Here is an 11,944-nt window from a genome sequence, read left to right as displayed (position 1 = left end):
TTGACGCAATTTTTACGTGACTCCCCGTCATACCTAACCGGTTATTGCTATAAATTGGCTGGTATACCAGGTCGGGAGAATTTCCCGTCCCGGGGCAGTACCCCTTCGAGGGCTTGACCCATGAGCAACAACGTCGTTCGCTCCGGCAGTACCCAGTAGTTTTTCGAGAGAGCAAGACAATGGTTGAGTTACTCGAGGCGATCGCGGTGGAACAGGTCGATGCGAATATCTTTCGCGGCCGTCCCCGCTCCGATACCGCACTGACCCGGACGTTCGGGGGCGAGGTCGCCGCGCGGGCGCTGGCCGCCGGATCGTGCGGTATGCCGGTGGAATTCGGCGTCCATTCGATCCACGGATATTTCGTCCGGCCCGCCGTTCCGGGCGTGCCGATCGACTACACCGTCGACACCGTCAAACACGGCCGCTCGTTCGCCGTGCGCTGGATCCGGGGAGTTCAGCACGGCCACGAGACGTTCCTGATGGTCGCCTCCTTCCATATCGGCGATCACGGTGTGCGCCATGCCGATCCGATTCCCGACGCGCCCGCGCCGGAGGAGCTGTTCCCGGCCGACACCGGGGCGGGATACGAATGGCAGGGCTGGGACATCCGCCGGGTGCCCGACGATCTCGTCGGCGGTGGGGCGCATCAGCAGATCTGGTTGCGCTACACCGGCATACTGCCCGGCGACCTGGTGACCGCCAGCTGCGCGCTGACCTATGCCAGCGATATGACGCTGCTGGGGGCGGCGATGGCCCCGTATCCGGGCATCGCCATCCAGACCGCGGCGCTGGACTATTCGATCTGGTTCCTGCGGCCGTTCCGGGTCGATCAGTGGCTGCTCTACGACGAGGTGTCGCCCTCGGCGGATCGCGGCCGGGCCTTCACCCAGGGCCGAATCTTCAATCGCGACGGCGAATTGGTCGCCATGGTCGCCCAGGAACGCATGCTGCGGGTCATTCCGCGCACCGAGAAGGCAGGTTCGAAATGAGCACACCCCTGTATGTCAGCCTGACCGACAAGGCCTTCCTGCGCCTGCATCACGGCTACGGCGCACCCGTCATCAGCCAGGCCCTGCTGGTGCTGGACGAGCCGCTGCCCGAACAGGAGGTGCGCAACTCCTACGAGCTGCTGCGGGCCGGGCCGCTGGCCCGACGGGTGCGCCATCCGGCGGTCCCGCTGGCCCGGGCGCGCTGGGTTCCGACCGATACCGCCTATCCGCTCGACATCCAGCATGCCGCCGTCGACGAGGCCGACATCGTGGCCTGGGGCAACGATCAGGCCCAGTTCCGGCTCGACCCCGAGGCCGGTTACGGCTGGCGGCTTTCGGTGGCGCCCACCCGAACCGGCGGCATGGTGATCTCGTTCATCGCCTCGCACGCCGTCGTCGACGGTCACTCCGGACTGTTGGCCGCGGCCGTGCTCATCCACCCGGAGCTGGCCACCAAGAACGATCTCGACGGCGAGGTGCGCCTGCGCGAGGATCTCGTCGACGGGATGCGGCGCGGGGTCACCGTGGCGCGGCAGGCGTGGTCGGAGGCCCGCCGGGCGGTGCGCGATCCACGCCACCGCGCCGCTCTGCGCGCGGCGCTGCGCCGTCCGGCGTCCCTGCCCGAGCGGGGCGGCGCGGGCTGGGAGGAACGGTCGGCGGTACTGACCTTCGACGCGGCGCAATGGAATTCCGTCGCCGCCCGGTACGGCGGCACCTCGAATACGCTTTATCTCGCCCTAGCCGCCGAGATGCTGCGGCACTGTTCGCTCGTCGACGTCGACACCCCGCTGGTGTTGATGACCGCGGTGCGGATGCTGCGCGAACAGCATCAGCTGGATTCGAATTCCTTTTCCCGCGTGCCGATTCCGGTGCAGCGGGAGTGGCTGGACAACCGCGATCTGACGGCGCTGCGCCGGGCGAGCAAGGCCGCCTTCGGCGCGACCGCCCCGGTCGGATCCGGGGCCACCTCGCGGCCCCGGCGGATGCCGCCCGACCTGATCGACGTCCTGCCCGACGGCGTGGTGCACCGGCTGGCCGAACCGACCCCGCTCACCGTCGGAATGTGTTCCAACATGGGCGTTCTCGACCCGTTCCTGGCCTCCGGGGTCGGCACCCGCACCTCGATGTTCGCGGTGCGGGCGGTGTTCCAGGGCCTGGACGTCGAGCAGGCCGCGCGGCAGCCGATCGCGCTGGCGACCTGGCTGTCGGAGTATCGCGGCAAGGTGCAGTGGGTCCTCGAGGGTCTCAAGCCGGAGATGGCTCGCTCCGATCGCGCGCTGAGTCTGCTCGCCGGGCGGATCGCCGATTCCTGGGGCCTGACCCCGGTTGATATCCACACCAGCGGCGGGATGGCCGCGATCGAGAGGCGAGTGTCATGACCACCACCCTGCCGCTGATCGAACTCGGCGCGGACTACCTGTACGACCCGCACCCGGTCTACGACCGGCTGCGCCCGCTCGGACCGATCCACCACGTGAAGCTGCCCAACGGTCTGACCGCGTGGCTGGTCGTCGACCATCGCCTCGCCCGCGAGGTGTTGACCGACGAGCGGATCAAGAAGAACGCCACGGCCCGCGCGGCGATCACGGCCCGCCAGCTCGGCGACACCCACGCCTACAGCCAGGTGAACGCCGACCTGACCGAACATCTGCTCAATATCGACCCGCCGCAGCACACCCGCCTGCGTCGGCTGGTGAGCAAGGCGTTCACCGCGCGCACGGTGGCGTTGCTGCATCCGCGCATCGAACTCCTCGCCGATGCCCTGCTCGATCGCATGGTTCGGTTGCCCGAGGTCGATCTGATCGCCGATTACGCGCTGCCGATTCCGATCACCGTCATCTGCGAGATGTTCGGGGTGCCCGAGGCCGATCGGGCCCGCTTCCAGCAGCTGTCCACCACCATGTTGGCCTCCTCCACCGAGCACGCCCCCGATCCCGAGGTCGCGGCGCGCTCGCCGTTCTATGCCACGGTGGCCGAACGCGGCGCCGCGAGTGTGGAATTGGCGAGCTATCTGATCGGGTTGATCACCGAACGATCGAGGGCGCTGGGCGAGGACATCCTGTCCGAGCTGATCCGGGCCAACCACGAGGACGACAAACTCACCGAGCGCGAACTGATCTCGATGCTGTTCCTCATCCTGGTGGCCGGGCACGAGACGACGGTGAACCTGATCGGCAACGGCCTGCTGGCGGTGCTGAGCGACCGGAGCCTGTACGACGAGCTGGCGGACGACCCGGATCGGATCCCCGCGGCGGTGGAGGAGTTCCTGCGCTGGGAGGGGCCGGTTCACCTTGCGACACAGCGCTATACCAGCGAGCCGGTCACCCTGGCCGGGGTCGACATTCCCGCCGACGAACTGGTGTACGTGTCGCTGGCCGCGGCCGACCACGATCCGACGCAGTTCGCCGATCCGCACCGAATCCGGATCGGCGGCGAAAAGTCCAAGGGTCACTTGGCCTTCGGGCACGGCATCCACTACTGCCTCGGCGCGCCGCTGGCACGGCTCGAGGGCAGGGTGGCGTTCGAGAAGATCCTGGGCCGTTACCGGAACATGACGATCTCGAACGAGGTGTGCTGGCGGCCCAGCACATTCATGCGTGGGCTGGAAGCGTTGCCCGTCACCCTCAATCAACTCTGAGCCGCGAGAGAGCAGCATTCTCATGTCCCACGCCTTTCCGCCCGGCCCCCGTCTACCTCGCATCGTTCAGACGATTCGGTACGCGCGCGAGCGCCGCCGTTTCCTGCTCGCGATGTCCCATCGGTACGGCGAGGTCTTCACGCTGCGCATGACGCCCCCGTTCGGCCGCCGAACGGTGGTGTTCTCCCGGCCCGATCACATTCGCGAGATCTTCGCCGCGGATCCGGCGGATATGCACGCCGGTGCGGGCCGGGGCCTGCTGGCGACGGTGATGGGGGAGCACTCGCTGCTGACCACCGACGGTGGCGAACATGCCCGGGCGCGCCGGTTGCTGATGCCCGCCTTCACCGCCTCGGCGCTGCGTGGATATCGCGACATGATCGAGACGATCGCCAAGGCACACGTCGACAGCTGGCAGCCGGGTACGACGCTGCGGATGCTGGAGCCTATGAACGACGTGACGCTGGAGATCATCATGCGGGTGGTCTTCGGCGTGACCGACGACGCCCGGCGCGCGGAACTGACCGCGCTGGTCCGCAGACTCGTCCAGCTCGACCCGATCGTGCTGCTCGGCTGGAAGTCCGCGCGACTGCGCCGGTTCGGGCCGTGGCGGCGCTTCGGCGAGCTCCAGGCCGCGCTCGACGAGCAGATCTACGCCCAGATCGCCCGGCATCGCGCGCATTCGGATCCCGATCGGCACGGCGATGTACTCACCCGGCTGCTGGCGGTCGGAGCGGGCGAGAGCCCCGACGATGTCCCCTTGTCGGACACCGAATTACGCGATCAGTTGATCACTCTGCTGCTCGCCGGGCACGAGACCACGGCCACCGCGCTGTCGTGGACGCTGCACGAGCTGGCGGCCGCGCCGGAGATCCAGGAGCGAGCCCGGCGCGCGGCCGGCGAGGGTGACGACAAGTACCTGGAGGCGGTGTTCAAGGAGGGGATGCGGCGGCGCACCGTCGTGAACAGCCTGTCCCGACGGCTCACCCGCGATATGACCGTCGGTGGGCACGAACTGCCGGAGGGGACCGTGGTGGTGGCCGCCGCGGTGCTGGTGCACGAGAATCCGGAGCACCATCCCGAGCCGGATCTGTTCCGCCCCGAGCGTTTCCTCGACGGCAGCGTCCAGCCGCAGCTGTGGCTGCCGTTCGGTGGCGGCGTTCGGCGTTGTATCGGTGCGGGATTCGCGTTCACCGAGGGCATCGCGGTGCTGCGGGAGGTGCTGTCGCGCTACACGCTGTCGCTGCCGCCGGGCGTCACCGGCGAACAGTTCGGCACGCGCAATATCATGAATTCGCCCCGGCACGGCGCTCCCGTGGTACTGACCGCCCTCCCCGTCGCGGCGCGTACTCCCGCCTGACGCGCGCACCGAAATTCGTTACCGTGCCCAGGGAAGTGCAAGGCGGGTCGGTGGTGCCGACCGGAGTTCGAAACGGGGGCCGACGATGGCCGACGAGGTGTGGCGCGAGCGGTTCGAGCGTCGATTGGCCCGGGTACTGACCGATCCGCAGGTGCGGGCGGCGATGCCGCTGGCCGAGGTGAGCGAGCGGCTGCGGGAGCCGGGGCTGGCGCTGTCGCAGGTGGTGGCGACGATCATCGACGGGTATGCCGATCGGCCCGCGCTCGCGCAGCGCGCGAGCGAGCCGACGCGCGACGAATCCGGCCGCACCGTACGGCGTCCGCTGTCCGAGTACACCACGATCACCTACCGCGAGCTGGGGGAGCGGCTGGGTGCGCTGGCGGCCTGGTATCACGATGTCGGTTTGCGCCCCGGTGATTTCGTGGCCACGCTCGGATTCACCAGCGGTGACTACGCCGTGGTGGATCTGGCGGGCGTACATCTGGGCCTGGTCACCGTGCCGCTGCAGGCCACCGCGTCGGTGGCGCAGTGGTCGTCGATTCTTGCCGAGACCGAGCCGCGGCTGCTCGCCACCACGCCCGACCTGCTGGACGCGGCGATCACGGCGATCGCGGGGACTGCCGTGCGGCAACTGCTGGTGTTCGACCATTACGGTGACGACGAGGGGCACCGCGCCGCACTGGAATCCGCCCGGCGTCGACTGGCGGACGGTCCGGTGGCCGTGACGACCCTGGACCGGGCGCTGCGGCGCGGGCAGGCCCTGCCGCGGGTGGACCCCTATGTGCCCGAACCGGGCGACGACCCGCTGTCGCTGTTGATCTACACCTCCGGCAGCACGGGCGCGCCCAAGGGCGCGATGTACACCGAGCGACTGGCGGCCGCGATGTGGTTGTACGCGCTCGAGATTCCGATTCCCGGCCTGACCTTCCACTATCTGCCGCTGAGCCATGTGGCCGGGCGGCTCATTCTCGGCGGGACGCTGGCGCGCGGCGGCACCGCGCACTTCGCGGCGTCGAGCGATATGTCGACCGTGCTCGAGGATCTGGCCCTGGCGCGGCCGACCGAACTGCTGCTCGTGCCGCGGGTGTCGGAGTTGGTGCACCAGCGCTTCCAGGCCGAGGTGGGCCGCCGCGTCGCGGCGGGGGAGGACCGAGTGGCCGCCGAGGAGGCGGTGAAAGACGAACTGCGCCATCGCGTTTTCGGGGGACGCTACTTCGGTGTGCTGAGCGCGAGCGCCCCGATCTCGGCGGAGCTGAAGCGGTTCATGGAATCGGTGCTCGAGGTGGAATTGCACGACGGCTACGGCTCCACCGAGGCGGGCGGCGGCCTCATCGTGGACAACCGGTTGCGCCGTCCGCCGGTGCTGGACCATCGGCTCGACGATGTGCCCGAACTGGGGTACTTCCGCACCGACAAGCCGTATCCGCGTGGGGAATTGCTGTTGAAGACCACGACCATGTTCCCCGGCTACTACAAGCGACCCGAGCTCACGGCCGAGATGTTCGATGCCGACGGGTTCTACCGCACCGGCGACGTGGTGGCCGAGATCGGCCCGGACCAGGTGGTTCTGGTGGACCGCCGCAACAATGTGCTGAAGCTGGCGCAGGGCGAATTCGTGACCGTGGCCCGACTCGAGGCGCTGTACGGGACGAGCCCGCTGATCCGGCAGATCTTCGTGCACGGCTCGAGCGAGCGCTCCTATCTGCTCGCGGTGATCGTGCCCACCGGCGAGGCCCTGACTCGGCCGGAGCCGGAACTGCTGGCGGCCCTAGCGCATTCGCTGCGTGAGATCGCCCGCGCGGCCGAGCTGAACTCCTATGAGATCCCGCGCGATTTCCTGCTCGAGACCGAGCCGTTCAGTCAGGACAACGGCCTGCTGTCGGGTATCGGAAAACCGCTGCGGCCCAAGTTGAACGAGCGCTACGGGCAACGCCTGGAACAGCGGTACCGGGAGCTGGACCGGCAGCGGGACGACGAGTTGCGGGCGCTGCGCGAGGGTGCGGCCGATCGGCCGGTGCTGGAGACAGTGATGCGGGCCGCGCGGGCGCTGCTGGGCGCGGCGGCCGAGCCGGGATCGCAGTTCACCGAGCTGGGCGGGGATTCGCTGTCGGCGCTGTCGTTTTCGACGCTGCTGGGTGAGATGTTCCGGGTCGAGGTGCCGGTCGGTGTGATCGTCGGACCCGCGATGGATCTGCGCGGGCTGGCCGACTACATCGAGGGCCAGCGCGGTGGCGCGGGGTCGCGGCCGAGTGTGCGGTCGGTGCACGGGGACGGAACGTGCCTGCGCGCCACCGATCTGCGGTTGGACCGGTTCCTCGCGGCCGATCTGCTCGCGGCCGCCGCCCAGCCGCCGCCCGCGCCGCATCCGCCGCGCACGGTGCTGCTGACCGGAGCCAACGGCTATCTCGGCCGATTCCTGTGCCTGGAATGGCTACGGCGGCTGCACGATTCGGGCGGGACGCTGATCTGTGTGGTGCGCGGCGGTGATGCCGCGGCCGCGCGGGCTCGGCTCGACGCGGCGTTCGACGGGGCCGATCCGGAGCTGTCGCGCCGGTATCGGGAGCTGGCCGCGGGCACGCTGCAGGTGCTGGCGGGCGATATCGGCGCGGCGAATCTCGGCTTGGCGGAACGGGAATGGCGGCGGTTGGCCGAGGGGGTCGATCTGATCGTGCATCCGGCGGCCCTGGTCAATCACGTGCTGCCCTATGAGCAGCTGTTCGGGCCGAATGTGGTGGGCACCGCGGAGATCATCCGGCTGGCCCTTACCGCGCGGCGCAAGCCGGTGACCTATCTGTCGACAGTGGCGGTGGCCGATCAGATCTCGCCGGAGAAGTTCACCGAGGACGGCGACATTCGGGTGCTGAGTCCCGAGCGCGTGCTCGACGGGCGGTACGCCAATGGTTATGGCAACAGCAAGTGGGCCGGGGAGGTGTTGTTGCGGGAGGCGCACGAGTTGTGTGGGTTGCCGGTGGCGGTGTTCCGGTCGGATATGATCTTGGCGCACAGTCGGTTCGCGGGTCAGGTGAATGTGGCGGATATGTTCACCCGGCTGGTGCTGAGCCTGCTGGCCACCGGTGTCGCCCCGCGATCGTTCTATTCCGGCGACGGCGCGCGCGCCCATTACGACGGCCTGCCCGCCGATTTCACCGCCGTGGCCGTCACCGAGCTCGGCGCGCGGGTCACCACGGGTTTCCAGACCTACGACGTGCTCAACCCGCACGACGACGGAATCTCGTTGGACACCTTCGTCGATTGGCTCATCGCCGCGGGGCAGGCGATCGAGCGGATCGACGACTACCAGCAGTGGCTATCCCGCTTCGAGACCGCCCTGCGCGCCCTGCCCGAACGGCAGCGTCGGCACTCCCTCCTGCCGCTACTGCACGCCTATCGCCGTCCGGCCCCGCCGATTCCCGGTGCGCTGTTGCCCGCCGAGCGGTTTCGGATTGCCGTGCGGCAGGCCGGGATCGGATCCGGCGGCGACATTCCCCGGATCACGCCCGAGCTGATCGGCAAGTACGTCAGCGATCTGCGTTCACGGGGACTGCTGTAATCGGTGCGGCGAACCGACGATCCCGGTACTCGCGCCGCCACCGGTTGAAGCCGAGCACCACCAGCACGAAGAACACGCCGTACACCGCGCCGGAGACATAGAGCCCCGATTTCAGCGCCAGCGGCACCCCGGCCAGATCGACCAGCATCCAGATGATCCAGAAGTCGACCAGCGCCCGGCTCTGGGCGAAGGAGGCGACGGCGCTGCCGACGAAGATGTACGCGTTGACCCACGGCGACCAGGCGATGTGCAGCCAGGTCAGATGGATGAACAGCTCGGCCACCACGACCGTGCCCACGGCCATGGCGGCCAGCAGGAACAGCCGTTCGCGGGCCGTGGCCGGGCGGACCAGCAGATCGTGCTGGTCGCGGGTGCCGCGCGTCCAGCTGTACCAGCCGTAACAGGCCAGCGCGCAGAACAGCACCTGTTTGAGCGCGTTGCCGGGCACCTGCGCGTCCAGCGAGGCGGCCAGCAGCAGCAACGCACCCGCCAACTGCACCGGCCACGTCCACACGGTCTTGCGCATCGCCAGCCACACCACCGTCAGCGAGGCGATATTCCCGACCAGATCGGTCCACAGGATGTGCTCTCCCGCGACCGTGAACCCCGCATTCACATCCCGGCCAACCTCCCGTCCGAGAACCGTTATTCCCGGATGCGATGTCGGATATGCCATACCGCGGTGGCGCGAACGGGCGGCAGATGTTTCGATCGCGTCATGACCGAGACAACCGCAGAGCCGAAAGTCGTTCGGGCCAGCCGCGAAATCGCCGCGGCCGCGCCCCGGATCTTCGAGCTGATCGCCGATCCCGCCGAGCAGCCGCGTTGGGACGGTAACGACAATCTCGCCGAGGCGGCCACCGGCCAGCGGGTGCGCGGGGTGGGTGAGGTTTTCACCATGGCGCTCACCGGTGGGAACATCCGGGAGAACCATGTCGTCGAATTCGCCGAGGGCCGCCTCATCGCGTGGCGGCCCGCCGAACCGGGCGGCACGCCGCCCGGTCATCTGTGGCGCTGGGAACTCGAGCCGCTCGACGACGGGCGCACCCGGGTCACCCACACCTACGACTGGACCGAGCTGACCGACGAGAACCGCTTCCCCCGCGCCCGCGCGACCACCGCCGAGAAGCTGCGCGCCTCACTCGATCGGCTGGCCGCGACGGTCGAGGGGCGGTAACTACGTCACGATCCGCAGCGGATGCTCCAGCAGCTCCCGCAGCTGCTGGAGGAACCGCGCGGCGACCGCGCCGTCGATGGCCCGGTGGTCGGCGGACAGGGTGACGCGCAGGATCTTGCGGGCGATCACCCGGTCGTCGGCGAGACGCAACTCGTCCTGGGCGGCGCCGACGGCGAGGATGGCCGATTCCGGCGGATTGATGACGGCGGTGAACTGTTCGACGCCGAACATGCCCAGATTCGAGATGGTGAAGGTGCCGCCACTCATCTCGTCGCCGCGCAGCTTGCGGTCGCGGGCACGGGTGGCCTTGTCGCGGGATTCGGCGGCGATCTCGGAGACGCTCTTGCGGTCGGCGTCGCGGATGACCGGGACCAGCAGCCCCGCCGGGGTCGCGACCGCGATACCGAGGTGAATGCCGCGGTGGCGCAGCAGTTTGTCCCCGGCGACCGAGACGTTCACCGACGGGTCGGTGCGCAGGGTCGAGGCGACCGCCTTGACCAGCAGATCGTTGACGCTGACCTTGGTCTTGCCCGCCTCCTCGAGCGTCCGGTTGATCTCGGCGCGGAAGGCCAGCAGATCGGTGACGTCGATGGCCGTGGTCAGGTAGATGTGTGGGGCCTGCTGCTTGCTCTCGGTCAGGCGTTTGGCCGAGACCTGCTGGATGGTGGTCAGCGGGATCTCGTCGTAATCGCCTGCGGGAGTGGGCTGCTGCCGAGCTGGTTCCTGACGAGCCGCGGGTTCCGGTTCGAGCCGCCGGGCGGATTCGACGTCCTGACGGGTGATGCGCCCGCCGGGGCCGGTGCCGGTGACCGTGTTCAGGTCCACGCCGAGTTCACCGGCGATCTTGCGGGCCAGCGGCGAGGACTTGGGGCGCTTGCCGTTCGCGGGCGCGGCCACCGGTTCGGCGGCGGGCCGCGGCGCGGATTCCGGCGCGGGCGCGGGCTTCTCCGGTTCGGGCGCGGCGGGTTTCGGGGCCGCGGCCGCACCATTGCCGTCGCCGACGATGGCGATGGTCTCACCGATCGGCACGCGCGCACCCGCCTCGGCGAGGATCTGTTCGAGCACGCCGTCGTCGTAGGCCTCCAATTCCATGAGGGCCTTGTCGGTTTCGATCTCGGCGAGCACCTCGCCGCGGGTGACCTTGTCGCCCACCTGCTTCAGCCAGGCGGAGACGACGCCCTCCTCCATCGTGTCGGAGAGGCGGGGCATGGTGATCTCGGGCATGTATACGAAGTCCTCTCAGCGCCGACGGCCCACGGCCGCAAGCGTTTCCACCGCGGCGGTGTAGAGCGAATCGGCGGACGGCAGGGCGAGTTTTTCCAGCGGTTTGGCGTAGGGCAGCGGCACCTCGGCCATGGCGACCCGGCGCACCGGGGCGTCGAGGTAGTCGAACGCGCCGTCGGAGATGGAGGCCGCGACCTCCGCGCCGATGCCGTAGGTGAGCCAATCGTCCTCGCCGATGACGGCGCAGCCGGTTTTGCGGACCGAGGCGATCAGGGTGTCTCGGTCCAGCGGGCGCAGGCTGCGCAGATCGATCACCTCGGCCGAAATGCCCTCGGTGGCAAGGCGTTCGGCGACCTGGGTGGCGACGGTCGCCATGCGCGAGTAACCGATCAGGGTGATGTCGGTGCCCTCGCGCGTCACCGCGGCCTTGCCGATCTGGGCGGGCGCGAGATCCTCGGGGACCTCGCCCTTGGTGTTGTAGAGCGAGAGGTTCTCCAGGAACAGCACCGGATCGTCGTCGTCGATGGCGGCCTTGAGCAGCGCTCGCGCATCGGCGGGGGTGCTGGGGGCCACCACCTTCAGGCCGGGCACGAACGCGTAGTACAGCTCGATGTTCTGCGAATGGGTCGCACCCAGTTGCTGACCGCCGCCGCCGGGGGTGCGGATGACCATCGGCACGCTGGTCTGCCCGCCGAACATGCCGTAGATCTTGGCGGCGTGATTGACGATCTGATCCAGCGCCAGCAGTGAGAAGTTGATCGTCATGATCTCCACCACCGGGCGCAGGCCCAGCATGGCGGCGCCGATGGCCGCGCCGACGAAACCCTCCTCGGCGATGGGTGTGTCGCGCACCCGCTTCTCGCCGAATTCGGCGAGCAGGCCCGCGGTGATCTTGTAGGAACCCTCGAAGACGCCGATCTCCTCCCCGATCAGGAAGACGTCGTCGTCGCGCCGCATCTCCTCACGCAGGGTTTCGCGCAGCGCTTCGCGATAGGTCATGACAGGC

9 protein-coding genes are annotated in these 11,944 nt (G+C 68.8%); 6 read left to right on the top strand and 3 right to left on the bottom strand.

Features of this window, described 5'->3' with window-relative positions; genetic code table 11:
• The first annotated feature begins 179 nt into the window (after window positions 1-179).
• From NDR87_RS08915 to car, 5 genes are all read left to right on the top strand, one after another.
• Window positions 180-989, top strand: coding sequence for an acyl-CoA thioesterase II (locus tag NDR87_RS08915; RefSeq protein ID WP_251910655.1), 810 nt, complete (start codon window positions 180-182; stop codon window positions 987-989).
• Window positions 986-2,368 (top strand): hypothetical protein, encoded by a 1,383-nt coding sequence (locus tag NDR87_RS08910; protein WP_251910654.1) that lies wholly within the window; start codon window positions 986-988, stop codon window positions 2,366-2,368. Before NDR87_RS08915 ends, NDR87_RS08910 begins: the two co-directional genes overlap by 4 nt.
• Complete coding sequence (locus NDR87_RS08905; RefSeq protein WP_251910653.1) at window positions 2,365-3,627, top strand: cytochrome P450; 1,263 nt, start codon at window positions 2,365-2,367, stop codon at window positions 3,625-3,627. The genes NDR87_RS08910 and NDR87_RS08905 overlap by 4 nt, the downstream gene beginning before the upstream one ends.
• A gap of 22 nt (window positions 3,628-3,649) precedes the next feature.
• On the top strand, window positions 3,650-4,987 hold the full coding sequence (locus NDR87_RS08900; RefSeq protein WP_251910652.1) for a cytochrome P450: 1,338 nt from the start codon (window positions 3,650-3,652) through the stop codon (window positions 4,985-4,987).
• A gap of 85 nt (window positions 4,988-5,072) precedes the next feature.
• Window positions 5,073-8,537, top strand: a complete 3,465-nt coding sequence (gene car / locus NDR87_RS08895) for a carboxylic acid reductase (protein WP_251910651.1) — start codon at window positions 5,073-5,075, stop codon at window positions 8,535-8,537.
• On the opposite strand, the gene pnuC is transcribed toward car, so the two are convergent.
• Window positions 8,506-9,153 (bottom strand): nicotinamide riboside transporter PnuC, encoded by a 648-nt coding sequence (gene pnuC / locus NDR87_RS08890; RefSeq protein ID WP_251910650.1) that lies wholly within the window; start codon window positions 9,151-9,153, stop codon window positions 8,506-8,508. The genes car and pnuC overlap by 32 nt on opposite strands.
• 102 nt (window positions 9,154-9,255) lie before the next feature.
• On the opposite strand from pnuC, the gene NDR87_RS08885 reads away from it, so the two are divergent.
• The gene (locus NDR87_RS08885; RefSeq protein ID WP_251910649.1) at window positions 9,256-9,714 is read left to right on the top strand and encodes an SRPBCC family protein; all 459 of its coding nucleotides are present in this window, start codon (window positions 9,256-9,258) and stop codon (window positions 9,712-9,714) included.
• On the opposite strand, the gene NDR87_RS08880 is transcribed toward NDR87_RS08885, so the two are convergent.
• Window positions 9,715-10,938, bottom strand: a complete 1,224-nt coding sequence (locus NDR87_RS08880) for a dihydrolipoamide acetyltransferase family protein (RefSeq protein WP_251910648.1) — start codon at window positions 10,936-10,938, stop codon at window positions 9,715-9,717.
• 15 nt (window positions 10,939-10,953) lie between these two features.
• Entirely contained in the window at window positions 10,954-11,937 is a 984-nt protein-coding gene (locus NDR87_RS08875) for an alpha-ketoacid dehydrogenase subunit beta (RefSeq protein WP_251910647.1), read from the bottom strand.
• Between the last annotated feature and the right edge of the window lie 7 nt (window positions 11,938-11,944).

It is taken from the genome of Nocardia sp. CDC159 (assembly GCF_023740735.1).
In the GTDB taxonomy this organism is placed as follows: Bacteria; Actinomycetota; Actinomycetes; order Mycobacteriales; family Mycobacteriaceae; genus Nocardia; species Nocardia pulmonis.
The sequence above is the reverse complement of the archived record's forward strand: the minus strand, read 5'-3'. Positions and strand labels throughout refer to the sequence as shown.

Excerpts from the sequence above, each read along its gene's own strand:
- NDR87_RS08915 (WP_251910655.1), top strand. The coding sequence starts at position 180 with ATGGTTGAGTTACTCGAGGCGATCGCGGTGGAACAGGTCGATGCGAAT.
- NDR87_RS08910 (WP_251910654.1), top strand. The coding sequence starts at position 986 with ATGAGCACACCCCTGTATGTCAGCCTGACCGACAAGGCCTTCCTGCGC.
- NDR87_RS08905 (WP_251910653.1), top strand. The coding sequence starts at position 2,365 with ATGACCACCACCCTGCCGCTGATCGAACTCGGCGCGGACTACCTGTAC.
- NDR87_RS08900 (WP_251910652.1), top strand. The coding sequence starts at position 3,650 with ATGTCCCACGCCTTTCCGCCCGGCCCCCGTCTACCTCGCATCGTTCAG.
- car (WP_251910651.1), top strand. The coding sequence starts at position 5,073 with ATGGCCGACGAGGTGTGGCGCGAGCGGTTCGAGCGTCGATTGGCCCGG.
- NDR87_RS08885 (WP_251910649.1), top strand. The coding sequence starts at position 9,256 with ATGACCGAGACAACCGCAGAGCCGAAAGTCGTTCGGGCCAGCCGCGAA.
- NDR87_RS08880 (WP_251910648.1), bottom strand. The coding sequence starts at position 10,938 with ATGCCCGAGATCACCATGCCCCGCCTCTCCGACACGATGGAGGAGGGC.
- NDR87_RS08875 (WP_251910647.1), bottom strand. The coding sequence starts at position 11,937 with ATGACCTATCGCGAAGCGCTGCGCGAAACCCTGCGTGAGGAGATGCGG.